The following is a 15,400-nucleotide window of genomic DNA, read 5'->3' as shown; positions in this document are numbered from 1 at the left end:
TTGCTCCGAGGAAGGAACGGTATGAATCACGCCTTTGTCGCAGCGCTCGCCGAGGCGGGCCACACGGCCGAGAGTCTCGCCGACCGGATCGGCGTGCACCCGAAGACCGTTGCCCGGTGGGCGAACCCGGGTCACGTCCCCCAGAGTCGACACCGCTCGACAGTCGCCGAGCTGCTGGCGCGCGACGCCGAGGCACTGTGGCCGGACGCTCTTCGTCGTCGCGAACCGGTGTGGTTCCGACCCTGGGTCGACATCGAACGCGAGGCGGTGACGCTGCGGTCGTTCGAGTTGGCGTGGGTGCCGGGGCTGCTCCAGACCGAGGCGTACGCGCGGGCCACCCTGGGCGGCGGGGTGCTGACCGCGGCTGCGATCGACGAGTTCACCGAGGCGCGGCTGAACCGGCAGTCGATTATCGACCGCGAGACCGAGGGACCACTGCTCATCGCCCTGCTCGACGAGGGCGTGCTGCGCCGCCGTGTCGGCGACGACCGGGCGCTGATGGCGGCGCAGCTCACGCGTCTGCTCGGCTACGTCGAGACGGACACCGTCCAGCTTCAGATCGTCCCGGCGGACGCGCCCAGCTACCCCGGGCTCGACGGGCCGTTCACCATCGCCGACCTGCCGGACGGCTCGCGCCTCGCGCACGTCGACAGTGCCGCGCAGGCGCAGATCCTCGACGCGCCATCGGAGCTTGTTAGCCTGGAACGGCGGTGGGAGCGGATTCGCGGCGAGGCGCTGCCCCGGGGACGTTCCCTGGACCTTCTCAGAGAAGCGGCGGGATCATGGACATGACCGGGGCGCGGTGGCGCACGAGCACGAGAAGCGGCGGCAACGGCGGCAACTGCGTCGAGGTCGCCGACAACCTGCCGGGCGTGGTGCTCGTGCGTGACTCGAAGGACCGCGACGGCGCGACGCTCACCTTCCGCCCGGACGCCTGGCGTAGCTTCGTCGCCATGGCCCGCGAGGCCGGCTGACCGTCCACAGCGGGCCGGCCGGCGCAGGCCTGCGGTCCCCTCCGACCTCGCCGCAGCCCTGGCTGTCGTCCCGGCGTCGATTCCCTGCCGCCGAGAAGTTCGTGCGCCGACGGTGACGTTCGGTCACCCCGAGGGGACCGCCGGCGCCCTTCGCCACCTCGCCGTGCAACCGGCGACGTGGTGGGGCGTACCCCGGAAGTTACCTCGTGGACGAGCGCCTGCTCACCCGTGAGGAGGGCGTCTACCGGCGGGCCGCCGCCGAAAATCCGTTGACCGGGCACTGACGATCGACGGGTGACCACGACCGTTCGACCCGCCTGGGTGACCGCCGCCGTCCGTCCCGACCATCCGGACGCGACACTCCTGCTCCGCGAGTACATGACCGAGATGGTGGTGCGGTATTACCGTCGACCGGCCCGACCGGGCGAGGTCGACGCCGCTCTGGCGGAGATGCCCAGCGACGACCTGGCGTACCCCGGTGGTGTGCTCCTGCTCGCCCACCGCGGCGCGGACCTGGCCGGCTGTGCCGGACTGCGGTGGCACGCCGACTGGGCCGAGCTGACCCGCGTCTTCGTCCGCCCCGCGCACCGGGGCACCGGTGGAGGTGCCGCGCTGCTGGCCGCCGTCGAGCGACGGGCGCGGGCGGCCGGCGTGGACCGCATCCGTCTGGACACCCGCTCCGACCTGGTCGAGGCCCGCGCGCTGTACGCCCGGCACGGGTACGCGGAGATCCCCGCCTACTCGCACGGCCCGTACGCCGAGCACTGGTTCGAGAAGAAGTTGACGCCCGGCTCGGAAGGCGCTGGATAAGAAGAGGAAGTTGAGTCAGTCGGGCTCAACTCATCACCTTCGGCCAGGAGATCCGAGGAGGCACAGCGATGTTGATGCGTACCGACCCGTTCCGCGAGGTGGACCGGCTCGCCGAGCAGTTCTTCGGTACGGCGGCCCGTCCCGCGATGATGCACCTGGACGCCTACCGCGACGGGGACAACCTCTACGCGGCGTTCGACCTGCCCGGCGTCGACCCCGACACCATCGACTGCACGGTCGAGCTCACCGTGCGGGCCGAGCGGGCCAAGCCCCGGCGGGTGACCATCAGCGCCAACGGCGACGCACGCCGGCAGATCAACGCCTGAGCCACCGCCCCGACGGCCGGCGCCCACACCGGGGTGCCGGCCGTCGGCGCGCCTGCGTGGCAATCCCATCCGCTGCTGAGAACCTTTTTCACATGGTGTTCTCCGACGCGCCCGTGCTCGCCCGCCCCACCGCCCGCCCGGCCCTGCCGAGCGCGCCGATGGACGTCACCGAGGCGTGGCTTCGCAACCGCCGGTTGTCCGAGCACACCCGCGACGCCTACCGGCGCGACGTCGCCGCCTTCCTCGGCTGGTGCGCCGGCCACGACCTGGACCCGCTGCGGGCCACGTTCCTGCACGTCAACGAGTACGCCCGCACGCTGGAGTCCACACTCGTCGCCCGCAGCGGCCGGCCGTTGACCCCGGCGACCGTCGCACGCCGGCTCTCCGCCCTGTCGAGCTGGTACGACTTCCTCGTCAAGCTCGGCGGCGTGCCGGCCAACCCGGTCTCCGGCGCGGACCGACCCCGCGTCGACCGGGACCACTCCGCCACCATCGGGCTGACCCCCGAGGAGGTGGACGCGCTGCTCACCGCGGCCGATGCCGAGACCGGCCCGACGGCGGCCCGCAACCGCGCGGCGATCGCGCTGCTGGCCGACCTGGGCCTGCGGGTCGGGGAGCTGGTCTCGTTGGACCTGACCGATCTCGGCACCGAACGCGGGCACCGCAGCGTGCGCTTCGTCGGCAAGGGCGGCAAGCAGCGTCGCCGCGCGCTGACCCCGGGCACCGCGTACGCCGTGGACGCGTACCTGGCCCAGCGGGCCGCCACCACCGGCGTACCGGTGACACACCTGACCGGGCCGCTGTTGGTCACCGCCAGCGGCGCCCGGCTCGACAGGCACTCGGTGTTCCGGATGGTCCGCCGACTCGCCCGGGCCGCCGGTATCCCGGCCTGGGCGCGACTGTCCCCGCACTCGTTGCGGCACGCGTTCGCCACCACCGCCCGCTCCGAGGGTGTTCCCCTCGAGGACGTGCAGGACGCCATGGGCCACGCCGACCCACGCACCACCCGCCGCTACGACCGCGACCGGCACAACCTCGACCGAGACCCGGCGTACGCGGTGTGGGCCGCGCGGTCGCGCCGACGCGGCTGAACCCGTGGTGTGGTCGGCCGATGACGGACGCCGACCTCGCGGGTTTCCAGGCGGCGAAGTCGACACCATCATCACGAACACCTGTAGAGCCACCCGCCAATGCGGTCGTGTGGTCGTTTCAAGCAGGGCCATCAAGAGGCTGTCACCTCTGGTCAAGGGGCGATTCGCGTCCTGGTGAGTCCTGACCGAAGCGGAGAATAAAGTATCTAGCAACTATCGCTATATTGGTGAGCCGTAACGTTCCTGACGTCGCTCGGCGGAATGCCACGGTAATCGCAAACGTAAAGCCGCAGCGCATCAATCACGCCCATGTCGCTCACCGGTTGCACGAAGCTGGCGAGCAATAAGGAGGGGTATCAGTGAGTAATCGAAGGTTCCGCAACGTCGCGGTCGGGGTCGTCTCCGCCGCAGTTGGAGCGTTGACGCTTGCGCCCGGCGTCGCGCACGCGGACCCGTACCCGTGCAAGGGCAACCAAGTGTGCATCTACGAGAACCCGAACTTCAGCGGGAGCGTCGCCAACCTCCCTGAGTTGCAGGCCGGCGGCTCGGGGCAGGTCGACTTCGGGAACCGCTTCTTCCAGAATGGCAATCCCCTGGACGACCGGGCGTCGTCGGTCAAGAATTTCAGTGGCCGCACGCTTGTCCTCTCTGTGGATCACTTCGGCAGCGGAGCGACGGACACCGTCGAGATTGCACCCGGCGCCAAGGTGAATCTGAGGGACCGGCAGCGGCCATTCGGCAACTTTGACAACGTGGCGTCGTCGGCCTGGCTGCAGTAGGCATCTCCCGGCCTGGCAGAAACCATTACTGTGGGGCAAGGGGACTCAATTCCCTCTGGTGGATTGCGGCGGAAGCTCGGGTCGATGACCCGGGCTTCCGCCGTTTTCCGACGTCAATGACCTCGCCGCCTCTCCTGCCTGTCATTCAGCAGAGCAGGTCCAGGTGGTGGTGGGCGTCCTCGGCGATGTCCTCGTGCCGCAGCCACCGTCGCGCCCACAGCCGGGCGGCCAGTTCCGCCTGCTCGTCGCCCCACGCGGCGTGCTCGACGAGCAGGGCGGCGGTCAGCGCGTACGCCAGGCGCAGCGCCAGGCCCCGTGCGCCCGCGAGCACGCCAGCCGCGCCCGGGTCGGCCGTCACCGCCGCGATGGTGTCGCCCAACTGCGCGGCGGCGGCGGCCAGGGTGTCGGCCAGCGCCGGCGACAGCGGCCGGGCCAGGTCGACGGCGGCGGCCAGTCGGCTCAGCAGTGGCGTCCCGGCGTCCTCCCGGCTCAGCGCCCGCAGCACGTCCAGGGCCAGCACGTTTGTGGTGCCCTCCCAGATCGGCAGCACCTGCGCGTCGCGCAGCAGCCGGGGCACGCCGGTGTCCTCCACGTAGCCGGCGCCGCCGAAGCTCTCCACGTACTCGCTCGCGGAGCTGACGGCGAGCCGCCCGGTGGCCAGCTTCGCCAGCGGCGCCACGATGCGCAGTTCCGCCACGGCCTGTGGGTCGGCGCCGACCTCGACTCGCCCGAGCAGCGCGAATGCGTGCCCCGCGAGTGCGAACGCGCCCGCCGCGTCGACCGCGAGGGTGCCCAGCGTGGCCCGGTGCAACGGCGAGGACGCCAACGCGCCACCGGCCACGTGCCGCGCGTCGGCGTACGCGCGGGCGTAGGCGAGTCCCCGCCGCATTCCGCCGGCCGCGGCGGCGGCGTTGTGCACCCGGGTCACCACGACCAGGGTCATCGCCCGGACCAGGCCGGGCACGGTCGGGTCGCCCAGCGGCACCGCGTACGCGTCGCGCAACCCGATCTCGGCGGTCGGCAGCGCGCGGGTGCCGAGCTTGTCCTTGAGCCGGTGCACGACGACGCCGGGGGCCGGCGCGTCCGGCGTCGCGCCGGTGGCCAGCGGCGAGTCTGCCGCGTAGCGGGGAACGAGGAACGGCGCGAGCAGCCGGCTGCCCCGTCCGGCGCCCTCGGGGCGGGCCAGAGCCACCGCCATCGCCGCGTCGGCGGCGGAGCAGAACCACTTCTCGCCGGTGAGCCGCCACGAACCGTCCGCCGCCGGTCGACCGATCGTGCTGGACCGGCTCAGGTCGGAGCCGCCCTGCGACTCGGTCATCCACTGCCCGCTGGTGATGGCCGTGTCCGGGTCCGTGGAGACCAGCCGGGGCAGCCACGCGTCGCGGACACCAGCGTCCACGTCGGGCAGGCTGAGCAGCGCCGCAGCCCCGTCGGTCATCGCCACCGGGCAGGAGAACGTCGCCGACTCCGGTCCGTACAGGTGCAGCAGCGCGTGCTGTACGACCCGCGCGGCCGCGCCCCAGGTGCCCCGCGCGTCGGGCAGGTAGGGCAGCGCCACCACGGCGTGTCGGGCGGCGGCGGCCCGCTGCGCCTGCCAGCCGGAGGACACCTCGATCCGGTCGACGCGAGCGCCCCACGGGTCGTAGCGCACCAGCGTCGGCGGGTGCGCTTCGGCGTCGGCGTGCGCCGCGCGCAGCGGCCCGGTCACGTCGGCGGCCAGTTCGGCCAGGCGCCCTTTCGCGGCGGCGTGTCCGTCCGCGCCGAGGTGACGCTCCAGCCAGGACCGCAGCAGGGTGTCCCCGGCGTACGGGTCGGCGGGGGGTGGTACCGGCTGTACGAAGCGGCTCATCGATCGGCTCCCTGGCACTACGGGGGTGTGCGCCGACCGTAGACGATGTGTCACCGCCTGGAACAGGGTGCCGGGCGCGCCCAGTTTCCGGCTTGTCCTGCCTCACCGCGACGGCGTTCTCTACGGTCGGTAGTCGTGGGTGCCGGCCAGTCGTGGAACCGACCGGCCCGGCGGGGCCGCCCGATGCGTGCCGGGCTGGCCTTCGCCGGGTTCGGTATGGCGCTGTGCTGCGTCGGGGTGGCCGGGCTGGGAGCGTGGAACCTGCAGACGGTACGGCAGGCGGCCGGTCCGATCCGGGAGACCGCCGACGGGTTCCTCAACGAGGTGGCCCTCGGTGACAGCGATCAGGCGTACGAGCGGCTGTGCGCCGACGCGCGTACGCGGTGGAGCGCGATCGGTTTCACCAGTTGGGTGCGTACCCCGCCGATGGTGACCGACTACGAGATCACCGACGTGTCGGTGTCCACCAAGGGTGGGCGTCCGCGCGGCACGGTGACCGTGAAGGTGACCCGCGCCGGCGGCATCAGCGAGGAACGCCGCCTGCCGGTGGTCCGCGAGGGCGGGGACTGGCGGGTGTGCGGTGACCCCTTCTGAGCCGCCGGCCGGCCACCGCGTTGAGGGCGGTTGACCTGCTCTTCAGCAACAGCGACCACGCACTGGACGACGCTCTGACGTACGTGCGCGACAACTCCGCCGGCCTACCCGCCGATACCAGAGGACGCTGGGTGGACTCCATCGCCCAACTCGCCCAGGAACCCACGCACTCCGACAAACGAGACGCCCTGGAACAACTAGCACACCAGGTCCTCAACTGCTGACCGATCGGGCCGGGGAACTACGGGCCGACCGGCTGTCGGATCGGCGGGCGTCTCAGTCGCGGGGGCCGAGGTCACCGCTGCGGTAGTGCCGCCGGCAGAGCACCTGGTAGCGCACGTCGGCGGTCTCGACGGTGTCGCCGATGACGACCTGCGCGCCCTCGCGGACCACCCGACCGTCGACGACCCGCGCGTTGAGCAGCCCTTCCCGGCCGCACCAGCACAGCACCTCGACCTGGATGCGGGCCACCTCGTCGGCCAGCTCGAACAGTCGTTGCGCGGCCGGGAACAGGCAGGACCGGAAGTCGGTGGCGAGGCCGAACGCGAACACGTCCACGTCGTAGGTGTCCACCAGCTCGGCCATCTGCTCGACGTGCTCCACCGTGTAGAAGCACGCCTCGTCGCAGATCAGGTAGTCGACGCGTACCCCGTCGGCCCAGCGGCCGCGCACGAGCGCCCGCAGGTCCAGGTCGTCGGTGACCTCGATGGCCTCGTGGGCCAGGCCGATGCGCGTGGTGACCTGCGGGCCCAGCGACCGGTCGATGCGGGTGGTGACCAGCCCTCGGCGGCCCTGGCGGGCGTGGTTGTAGTTCATCTGCAACGCCATCGTGGACTTGCCGCAGTCCATCGGCCCCCAGAAGAACTTGAGCGCCGCGGCGTGCACCGGCCGCCCGTCGAGCCCACGCGCGGCCGCGCAGCCGGCGGGAGCGTGCGGCTGGCCGGGAAACGGGTGGGCCAGACAGGTCGGGGTGGCAGCGGCGTCGTCGGTCACGGTCTGGCAGCCTAGCCGATCGACTGGCCCGGATCTGTCAGGTGCGTCGCACGTGCTCAGAGCACCCGTGGTGGCGTGTTGCCGGCCGCGATGATGGCCCGGCGCATCGGCACCGCCAACAGCAGCAGGAAACCGACCACGAAGAAGCCCACCAGGGAGACCAGGCCCACGCGGTAGGAGGCGGTGAGTTGGAACACGATGCCGAACGCGAGCGGGCCGAGCCAGCTCGTGCCCCTGTCGCTGATCTCGTAGAAGCCGTAGTACTCGCCCTCCTTGCCGGCGGGGATGAGCTGGCTGAACAGGGACCGGCTCAGCGCCTGGCTGCCACCCAGGACCAGGCCGATGCAGGCGCCGAGCGCCATGAACGGCAGCGGCGCCTCGGCGGGCAGCCAGAACACGCCGAGGATCACACCGGCCCAGAGCACCAGGCTGATCAGCACGGTCTTGCGCGCCCCGATGCGCCGGGCCAGCGCGCCGAGCAGCAACGCGCCTCCGAAGGCGAGGAACTGCACCAGCAGGATCGTGACGATCAGGGTGCTCTGCTCCAGCCGCAACTCCTCGGTGCCGTACTGGCTGGCCATCGTGATGACGGTCTGGATGCCGTCGTTGAAGACGAGGAACGCGAGCAGGAAGAACAACGTCAGCGGGTACGCCCTGATCCCGCGCACGGTGCGGCCGAGCTGCCGGAACCCGTCGGTGAGCACGTTGCCCCGCGCGGCCACGGCCTCCGCGCTGGGACGGTCGCGCAGCCAGCGCAGCGGCACCAGGGTGAACACCGCCCACCACACACCGGCGGACACGATCGACCAGCGGGCCAGGTCCAGGGTGCGCTGCGGGTTGCCGTCCTCGCTGAGCAGGGAGACCGTGGCCAGGTTCACCGCCAGCAGCAGGCCACCGCCGAGGTAGCCCAGCGCCCAGCCACGACTGGAGATGCCGTCCCGTTCGTCGGGGCCGCCGAGCTGCGGCAGGAACGAGTTGTAGACCACGATCGCGGCGCCGAAGGAGATGTTGGCGACCAGGAACAACGCGCCGCCGAGCAGGTACCGGTCGCCGGTGACGAAGGCCATCGCGATGGTCGCGCCCGCGCCGGTGAACGCGGCCCCGCCGAGCAGGCGCTTCTTGTTCGCGGACCGGTCGGCGATCGCCCCGATGACCGGCAACGCGAACACGGTCAGGAACACCGACAGCGAGATCAGGTACGGGTAGTAGGACCCGGCCGCGACCCGGATGCCCAGCGGGTGCACGTACCCGTCGCAGGTGTCCGCGCCCAGTTCGCAGCCGGCGGCCGTCTCCGCGACGGTGGTCAGGAACGGGCCGAGGAAAACGGTGATCACCGTGGACTGGAAGGCGGAGTTCGCCCAGTCGTAGATGTACCAGCCGCGGCGCTCGCGGCGGGTGCTCGCCGGAGGCGGAGGGGTGTCGTCCACCGTGGGGGTCACGGTCTCGGCCATCGGGGGTTCCTTCGGTGCTGGTCAGGCGGCCCAGTGGCCGCGGCTGCGGTAGACGTCGCGCAGCACGCCGACGTGATCGGTCATGATGCCATCCACACCACGATCCAGTAAGTCGTGCATCTGGCCCGGTTCGTCGATCGTCCAGACGTGCACCTGAAGGCCGAGCCGGTGGCAGTAGTCGACGAACCGGCGGTCCACCACCGGCACCCGCCCGTAACGCGGGGGGACCTGCGCGGCGACCACCGACGGGGGCAGCCGCAACGGCCGGCCGTGCAGGGAAGCCAGCCGCAGACGGGCGACGGCGCGCATGCCGAGGCTGGTGGCGACACGTCCCCCGGTGAGGGCCCGTAGTCGGGCCAGTCGGGCGTCGCTGAACGAGGCGAGCAGCACCCGGTCGGCCGCGCCGACCCGGGTCAGGGTGGCGACCGTCGGCGCGACGCCGCCGTCGGCCTTCACGTCGATGTTGAAGCGGACCTGCGGCCAGGCGTCCAGGACCTCGTCGAGCCGGGGTACGACGGCAGCGCCGCCGACGCGTACCGACGCGAGGTCGGCCCAGCTCAGGTCGGCGATGCGCCCCGCCGCACCGGTGACCCGCGCGAGCGTCGGGTCATGGAAGATCACCGGGACGCCGTCGGCGGTGGCGTGCACATCGGTCTCCACGTACCGGTAACCGAGCCCGATGGCCCGGGCGAACGCCGCGGTGGTGTTCTCGTCGCCCTCGGCGGCGCCGCCGCGGTGGGCGAACGCCAGCGGCGCGGGCGCGTCGAGGTAGGCGGATCGGTTGAGCACGCGACGCAGTATGCACGCGGCCGGTGGAGCGCAGGTGGCCTACGGGCGACATCCGTCGCCGCTGGCGTCGGTCAGGCCAGCCAGCCGCCGGTCAAGCGGGCCACCGCGGCACCGTCGAGGTCGGTGAGTTTGACGCCGACGAACTGCCGGGCCCCGTCGGAGGTCTGCACCCGCACCGGCGGTGTCGGGTCCAGCAGCGTGGCCACCACGACCGCCGCGGCGTCGGCCGAGGACTGCGCGGCGGCGAATGCCTGGCCGGTGCGGGCCAGGTACGCGCGCAGAGCCGGCCCGTACACCCCGGCGGCGGCGCTGGCGGCGTCGGAATCGATGCCGATGGTGGCGACGAACTCGCTGGCCACCGCGCCCGGCTCGACGAGGGTGACCCGCACCCCGGTGGTCGCGGCGAGCGGGGCGAGCGATTCCAGGTATCCCTCGACGGCGAACTTCGCCGCGCAGTACGCCTCGTTGAACGGCTGCCCGACGATTCCGCCGACGCTGGATACGGCGATCAGGCGGCCCCGGCTGGCCCGCAGGTGAGGCAGGGCGGCGCGGCTGACGTGCAGCACACCGAAGAAATTGACTTCCATGACGGCCCGGGCATCGTCGACGCTGTCGATTTCCAGGGTGCCGACATGCCCGGCGCCGGCGTTGTTGACGAGCGCGTCGAGCCGACCGTACGTGTCGACCACCTCATCCACGCAGGCGCTCACTGATTCGGGGTCGGTGACGTCGAGACGGCGTACGTCGATCAGGTCGGCGACCTTGGCGGCGTCGGCGGCGGCGCGCAGCCGCTCGGCGCGGCCGACGTCGCGCATGGTGGCGACCGTCCGCCAGCCGGCGCGGGCGCAGCCGAGCGCGGTCTCCAGACCGATGCCGGTGGACGTCCCGGTGATCAGCACCGTCTGCTCGCTCATGATCTCCTGCCTTCGTGAACCCGTCCCCGCCGGCCGCCCGGTCCGCACCAACCCCGCGGTGAACGTCTTCGAATGGTACGGCCGGTACTGGTGCTCGGCGTCGGAAGGCCCGCCGACCACCCGGCCGCCGAGGCGGTGCTCGTTCGCTAGCTGGACCGGCGGTGGGCGCGGCTGGTGTCGACGGGGCGGCCCGGGTCGACGTGGCGGGGGCGGTCGGGTTCGTCGGGGCGTAGGGGGGCGAGGGTGTCGGTGAGGGCGTCGACGACCCGGTTGGTGGCCCGGCGGGCCGCTCCGGGGGTGTTGGCGTTCGACTCGCCCAGGTCGACGGGCTCGCCGAAGTGCACCCGGATCACCGGGCGACGCCACAGCGCGCGGGCGATGCCGCGCAGCATTCCCTTCGGCGCCCGGTAGGGCAGCACCTCGTGCGCGCCCCACTGGGCGACCGGGACGACGGGAGCGCCGCAGGCCAGCGCGAGCCGGGCGACACCGGTCTTGCCGCGTTCGGGCCACATGCCGGGGTCCAGGCCGATGCGCCCCTCGGGGTAGATGAGGATCACCGAGCCCGCCGCGACGGCGTCGGCCGCGTCGTCGAGGGCCTGGTGTACGCCGCTGGTGCCCCGGTCGACCCGGATGTGCCCGACGTGTCGCATGGCGGCCCCGAGCACGGGAGCGCGGAACAGTCCGGCGGTCGCCATGATCCGCGGGACGATGCCACGGGTCCGGCAGGCGGCGATCATGACGACGGGGTCGAACGGGCTGATGTGGTTGGCGGCCAGTACGAGCGGGCCTCGGCGCAGGTGCGCGGGGACGTCGCCGCTGACCTCGAGGCGGGCGAGCAGGCCGACCAGGGCGCGGGCCACAGCGAGGGCGGCGCGCCAGAGCAGTGGTGGCTGCCAGGGGGAGTACGCGGTGTTCATCAGCGCGCCATCGTCGCACGGCGCAACGGACCGGCGGGGGCGGGTCGGCCGGATGCCCGGGGGTGATCAGGGTCATTGGTCCCGGGCCGGTTCGGGCCGCCCGGCCCTGCCCAATCTTTTACGACGAGCAGTAGTATTTACTACGTCTCGTAGTACGCATAGCTGGGGGGTAACAGGTGGACGCGTTGGACGTCGCCCGGTGGCAGTTCGGTGTCACGACCGTCTACCACTTTCTCTTCGTACCGCTCACCATCGGCCTGTCCGTGCTGGTGGCGATCCTGCAGACGATGTGGCACCGCACCGGCAACGAGCGCTACCTCAAGCTCACCAAGTTCTACGGCAAGCTGTTCCTGATCAACTTCGCCATGGGCGTGGTCACCGGCATCGTGCAGGAGTTCCAGTTCGGCATGAACTGGAGCGACTACTCACGCTTCGTCGGCGACATCTTCGGCGCGCCCCTGGCCATCGAGGCACTCGTCGCGTTCTTCCTCGAATCCACCTTCATCGGCCTGTGGATCTTCGGCTGGGACCGGCTGCCCAAGCGCGCACACCTGGCCAGCATCTGGGCCGCCGCGATCGGCACCAACCTGTCCGCGTACTTCATCCTCGCGGCGAACTCCTTCATGCAGAACCCCGTCGGCTACCGGATCAACCCGGACAGCGGACGCGCCGAACTGACCGACTTCCCGGCCGTGCTGACCAACAAGGTCGCCCTGATCACCTTCCCGCACACCCTGGCCGGCTCGTTCCTGGTCGCCGGCTCGCTGATCGTCGCGGTCGGTCTGTGGCACGTCATCCGCAACCGCGACTCGGCCGACACCGGCGCGTACCGCTTCGCCACGAAGTTCGGCTCCTGGGTCGTCCTGGTCGCCTCCGCAGCCGTGCTGTTCACCGGCGACATCCAGGGCAAGATCATGACGGACGTGCAGCCGATGAAGATGGCCGCCGCCGAGGGGCTCTACACCACCGAGAGCCCCGCCTCGTTCTCCGTACTCACCATCGGCAGCCTCGACGGCAGCCGCGAGGTGTTCGCCCTCAAGATCCCGTACCTGCTGTCGTACCTGGGCACCGGCGACCCGCACGGCACCGTGCACGGCATCAACGACCTGCAGGCCCAGTACGCCACCCAGTACGGCGCGGGCAGCTACACCCCGATCATCCCGGTCACCTACTGGAGCTTCCGCTTCATGGTCGGCTTCGGGTTGGCGGCGGGCGCGATCGCGCTGCTGGTGCTCTGGACCCAGCGCAGGGGCCGTACCCCGAGCAGCAGGTGGCTGCTGCGCGCCGGGCTGGCCATGCCGGTGCTGCCGCTGCTGGCGAACTCCTTCGGCTGGATCTTCACCGAGATGGGCCGCCAGCCGTGGATCGTCTTCGGCGAGATGCTCACCCGCAACGGGGTGTCCCGCAGTGTCTCGCTGACCGAGGTGCTCACCTCGTTCACCGCGTTCACGCTGATCTACGCCACCCTCGCCGTGATCGAGGTGAAGCTGCTGCTGCGCTACGCCAGGGCCGGCGTACCCGACGTCAGCGAACAACCCCCCGCCGACGACACCGACGACGCCGAGCGCCCGCTCGCCTTCGCCTACTGATCCCGGAGCCCATCGTGGACCTGACCACCATCTGGTTTCTCCTCGTCGCCGTGCTGTTCACCGGCTACTTCATCCTGGAGGGCTTCGACTTCGGCGTCGGCATGCTGCTGCCCGTGCTCGGCCGCGACGACCGGGAACGCCGCGTCCTGATCAACACGATCGGCCCGGTCTGGGACGGCAACGAGGTGTGGCTGATCACCGCTGGCGGCGCGATGTTCGCCGCGTTTCCCGAGTGGTACGCCACCCTGTTCTCCGGCTTCTACCTGCCGTTGCTGCTGATCCTGCTGGCCCTGATCGCCCGCGGGGTGGCCTTCGAGTACCGGCACAAGCGCCCCGAGGAGTCCTGGAAGCGCCGCTGGGACGCCGCCATCGTGGTCGGCTCGCTGCTGCCGGCGATCCTGTGGGGCGTCGCCTTCGCCAACATCCTGCGCGGTGTGCCGCTGGACGCCGACCACGAGTACGTCGGCGGCCTCGTCGACCTGCTCAACCCGTACGCCCTGCTCGGTGGCGCGACCACCCTGGCGCTGTTCCTCACCCACGGCGCGGTGTTCCTGGCCCTGAAGACCACCGGCGACATCCGCGAGCGCGCCGGTGCCCTGGCGGTGCGCCTGGGCGTCGGGGCCGCCGTCCTCACGGTGGGCTTCCTGACCTGGACGTTGAGCATCCGCTCCAGCGCGGCCGCCGTCGTGCTCGCCGTCGGCGCGGCCCTCGCGCTGCTCGGCGCGCTGGCCGCCGCCCGGGTACGACGAGAGGGCTGGGCGTTCGCCGGTACGGCCGCGGCGATCGGACTGGCCGTGGCGACCCTGTTCGCGGCGCTGTTCCCGAACGTGCTGCCGTCCACCCTCGACGCGGCGGGCACGCTCACGGCCACCAACGCCGCCTCCACCCCGTACACCCTGAAGATCATGACGTGGGTGGCGGTGATCTTCACTCCGGTGGTGCTGGCGTACCAGGGCTGGACGTACTGGGTGTTCCGCAAGCGCATCGGCGTGGCCAACATCCCGCAACACTGACCCCCACCGATTTTTGTCACCCACCACAACTCCGTGATCGGCGGGGTTCGTCCGGCGGATATATCTGCTGTCGGGTGTGGGGGCGCCCCGCTACGGTGTGCCGATGCGCGTTCGTGAACTCACCGTCGACGACCTCGACGCCTCCTGGGAGCTGGGCCGGCTCGCGTTCGGCTCCACCTCGGAGCGCCCCGCCAGCACGAGCGTCGAGGTGCCCGGCATGACGCGCTACGGCGCGTTCGACGACGGCGGCCGGCTCGTCGGCAAGGCCGTCGACCTGCACCACGACCAGTGGTGGTCCGGGCGGGCTGTCGCGGCGGCCGACGTCGCCGGGGTGGCGGTCGCCCCCGAGGCGCGGGGCCGGGGCGTGGCCCGAGCCCTGCTCACCGCCCTGCTGGCCGGCGCCCACGAGCGCGGCGCGGCGGTCAGCGCCCTGTATCCGACCGTCGCCGCCCCCTACCGCGCCTGCGGCTGGGAGACCGGCGGCGTGCTGCGCACCGTCAACCTCGCCACCGCCGCGCTTCCCCGGCACCGGCCCGCGTCGCACCTGACCGTCCGGGCCGGCACGCCCGCCGACCTGGACGCCGTCGCCGACCTGTACGAGCGGGTCGCCCGGCACCGCAACGGCATGCTCACGCGTCGGGGTGAGCTGTTCGACTTCTTCGCCGCCGACGCGAAGCTCCCCGGCGACGGGCTCACCCTCGTCGAGGCCGACGGCGATCTGGTCGGCTACGCCACCTGGCAGCGTGGTCGGGGTTACGGGGCCGACTCGGTCCTCACCGTCGACGAGGCCCTGGCCACCACCGCCGAGGCGGCCCGGGAACTCGCCGGGGTGCTCGGTAGTTGGGCCAGCGTCGCCCCGACGGTGCGGCTGTGCCCACTCGACGGTGACGCCGTCAGCACCGTCCTGCCGCTGGAGGCGGCCCGCGACCACGAGCGGGACCTGTGGATGCACCGGCCGGTGGACGTCGTCCGGGCGGTAAGCGCACGCGGATGGCCCGTGCACACCCGGGGCGTCGTCGACTTCCATCTCACCGACCCGCTCGCCGACTGGAACACCGGCACCTGGCGGTTGGCCGTGGCCGACGGGACCGCCGAGCTGACCCGCGTCGACGGCGAGGCCGACCTGCGGCTGGACGTCCGCGGCTTCGCTCTGCTCTATGCCGGGGCCGCGCCGGCCCACGCGGTCGCGCAGGCCGGGCTGCTGCACCACGCTCCGGCCGTCGACCCGGCCGTGCTCGACCTGCTGGCCGCTGGAAGACCGGCGCAGCTGCTCGACTACTTCTGACCGGCACTCTCCGGTGCCGGTCGGAT

At 71.8% G+C, this 15,400-nt stretch carries 16 protein-coding genes and 1 pseudogene; 11 read left to right on the top strand and 6 right to left on the bottom strand.

Features of this window, described 5'->3' with window-relative positions:
• The first annotated feature begins 21 nt into the window (after positions 1-21).
• The 6 genes and pseudogenes from ACGFH9_RS11545 (at position 22) to ACGFH9_RS11520 (ending at position 3,980) form a co-directional block, all read left to right on the top strand.
• Positions 22-792, top strand: coding sequence for a Scr1 family TA system antitoxin-like transcriptional regulator (locus ACGFH9_RS11545; protein WP_393217524.1), 771 nt, complete (start codon positions 22-24; stop codon positions 790-792).
• Positions 783-974 carry a DUF397 domain-containing protein gene (locus ACGFH9_RS11540; RefSeq protein WP_393217522.1) on the top strand — a complete coding sequence of 64 codons (192 nt, stop codon included), beginning with the start codon at positions 783-785 and terminating at the stop codon, positions 972-974. The genes ACGFH9_RS11545 and ACGFH9_RS11540 overlap by 10 nt, the downstream gene beginning before the upstream one ends.
• A gap of 294 nt (positions 975-1,268) precedes the next feature.
• Positions 1,269-1,784, top strand: coding sequence for a GNAT family N-acetyltransferase (locus ACGFH9_RS11535; RefSeq protein WP_393217521.1), 516 nt, complete (start codon positions 1,269-1,271; stop codon positions 1,782-1,784).
• 68 nt (positions 1,785-1,852) lie between these two features.
• Positions 1,853-2,056 (top strand): annotated as a pseudogene (locus tag ACGFH9_RS11530) (hypothetical protein); the annotation flags it as partial.
• Positions 2,057-2,202: 146 nt separating this feature from the next.
• On the top strand, positions 2,203-3,201 hold the full coding sequence (locus ACGFH9_RS11525; protein WP_393217519.1) for a tyrosine-type recombinase/integrase: 999 nt from the start codon (positions 2,203-2,205) through the stop codon (positions 3,199-3,201).
• A 359-nt stretch (positions 3,202-3,560) separates the two neighbouring features.
• The gene (locus tag ACGFH9_RS11520) at positions 3,561-3,980 is read left to right on the top strand and encodes a peptidase inhibitor family I36 protein (protein ID WP_393217517.1); all 420 of its coding nucleotides are present in this window, start codon (positions 3,561-3,563) and stop codon (positions 3,978-3,980) included.
• Between the two features lie 145 nt (positions 3,981-4,125).
• Here ACGFH9_RS11520 and ACGFH9_RS11515 read toward each other — a convergent pair whose 3' ends face one another.
• Complete coding sequence (locus ACGFH9_RS11515) at positions 4,126-5,829, bottom strand: acyl-CoA dehydrogenase family protein (RefSeq protein ID WP_393217515.1); 1,704 nt, start codon at positions 5,827-5,829, stop codon at positions 4,126-4,128.
• A 135-nt stretch (positions 5,830-5,964) separates the two neighbouring features.
• Here ACGFH9_RS11515 and ACGFH9_RS11510 point away from each other — a divergent pair, with 135 nt between their 5' ends.
• Positions 5,965-6,423, top strand: coding sequence for a hypothetical protein (locus ACGFH9_RS11510; RefSeq protein ID WP_393217514.1), 459 nt, complete (start codon positions 5,965-5,967; stop codon positions 6,421-6,423).
• Between the two features lie 20 nt (positions 6,424-6,443).
• Complete coding sequence (locus ACGFH9_RS11505) at positions 6,444-6,647, top strand: hypothetical protein (protein ID WP_393217512.1); 204 nt, start codon at positions 6,444-6,446, stop codon at positions 6,645-6,647.
• Between the two features lie 52 nt (positions 6,648-6,699).
• Here ACGFH9_RS11505 and ACGFH9_RS11500 read toward each other — a convergent pair whose 3' ends face one another.
• The 5 genes from ACGFH9_RS11500 to ACGFH9_RS11480 all read right to left on the bottom strand — a co-directional run bounded on the left by ACGFH9_RS11500 (position 6,700) and on the right by ACGFH9_RS11480 (position 11,487).
• Positions 6,700-7,416 (bottom strand): thymidine kinase, encoded by a 717-nt coding sequence (locus ACGFH9_RS11500; protein WP_393217510.1) that lies wholly within the window; start codon positions 7,414-7,416, stop codon positions 6,700-6,702.
• Between the two features lie 56 nt (positions 7,417-7,472).
• Positions 7,473-8,867 (bottom strand): MFS transporter, encoded by a 1,395-nt coding sequence (locus ACGFH9_RS11495; protein WP_393217509.1) that lies wholly within the window; start codon positions 8,865-8,867, stop codon positions 7,473-7,475.
• A 21-nt stretch (positions 8,868-8,888) separates the two neighbouring features.
• Complete coding sequence (locus ACGFH9_RS11490; protein ID WP_393217508.1) at positions 8,889-9,656, bottom strand: glycerophosphodiester phosphodiesterase; 768 nt, start codon at positions 9,654-9,656, stop codon at positions 8,889-8,891.
• Positions 9,657-9,727: 71 nt separating this feature from the next.
• Positions 9,728-10,570 carry an SDR family NAD(P)-dependent oxidoreductase gene (locus ACGFH9_RS11485; protein WP_393217506.1) on the bottom strand — a complete coding sequence of 281 codons (843 nt, stop codon included), beginning with the start codon at positions 10,568-10,570 and terminating at the stop codon, positions 9,728-9,730.
• Positions 10,571-10,716: 146 nt separating this feature from the next.
• The gene (locus tag ACGFH9_RS11480) at positions 10,717-11,487 is read right to left on the bottom strand and encodes a lysophospholipid acyltransferase family protein (protein ID WP_393217504.1); all 771 of its coding nucleotides are present in this window, start codon (positions 11,485-11,487) and stop codon (positions 10,717-10,719) included.
• A gap of 176 nt (positions 11,488-11,663) precedes the next feature.
• On the opposite strand from ACGFH9_RS11480, the gene ACGFH9_RS11475 reads away from it, so the two are divergent.
• The 3 genes from ACGFH9_RS11475 (at position 11,664) to eis (ending at position 15,374) form a co-directional block, all read left to right on the top strand.
• Positions 11,664-13,076 (top strand): cytochrome ubiquinol oxidase subunit I, encoded by a 1,413-nt coding sequence (locus tag ACGFH9_RS11475; RefSeq protein ID WP_393217502.1) that lies wholly within the window; start codon positions 11,664-11,666, stop codon positions 13,074-13,076.
• Between the two features lie 14 nt (positions 13,077-13,090).
• On the top strand, positions 13,091-14,089 hold the full coding sequence (gene cydB, locus ACGFH9_RS11470) for a cytochrome d ubiquinol oxidase subunit II (RefSeq protein WP_355244746.1): 999 nt from the start codon (positions 13,091-13,093) through the stop codon (positions 14,087-14,089).
• Between the two features lie 103 nt (positions 14,090-14,192).
• Positions 14,193-15,374, top strand: a complete 1,182-nt coding sequence (gene eis / locus ACGFH9_RS11465; RefSeq protein ID WP_393217501.1) for an enhanced intracellular survival protein Eis — start codon at positions 14,193-14,195, stop codon at positions 15,372-15,374.
• The last annotated feature ends 26 nt before the right edge of the window (positions 15,375-15,400 follow it).

The sequence above is a fragment of the Micromonospora sp. NPDC049102 genome, assembly GCF_043197485.1.
GTDB lineage: Bacteria > Actinomycetota > Actinomycetes > Mycobacteriales > Micromonosporaceae > Micromonospora.
Note: the sequence above shows the minus strand (reverse complement) of the source record. Positions and strands in the feature narration are given on the sequence as shown.

Coding starts and splice junctions, on each gene's coding strand:
- ACGFH9_RS11545 (WP_393217524.1), top strand. CDS start 22: ATGAATCACGCCTTTGTCGCAGCGCTCGCCGAGGCGGGCCACACGGCC.
- ACGFH9_RS11540 (WP_393217522.1), top strand. CDS start 783: ATGGACATGACCGGGGCGCGGTGGCGCACGAGCACGAGAAGCGGCGGC.
- ACGFH9_RS11525 (WP_393217519.1), top strand. CDS start 2,203: ATGGTGTTCTCCGACGCGCCCGTGCTCGCCCGCCCCACCGCCCGCCCG.
- ACGFH9_RS11515 (WP_393217515.1), bottom strand. CDS start 5,829: ATGAGCCGCTTCGTACAGCCGGTACCACCCCCCGCCGACCCGTACGCC.
- ACGFH9_RS11495 (WP_393217509.1), bottom strand. CDS start 8,867: ATGGCCGAGACCGTGACCCCCACGGTGGACGACACCCCTCCGCCTCCG.
- ACGFH9_RS11485 (WP_393217506.1), bottom strand. CDS start 10,570: ATGAGCGAGCAGACGGTGCTGATCACCGGGACGTCCACCGGCATCGGT.
- ACGFH9_RS11480 (WP_393217504.1), bottom strand. CDS start 11,487: ATGAACACCGCGTACTCCCCCTGGCAGCCACCACTGCTCTGGCGCGCC.
- eis (WP_393217501.1), top strand. CDS start 14,193: ATGCGCGTTCGTGAACTCACCGTCGACGACCTCGACGCCTCCTGGGAG.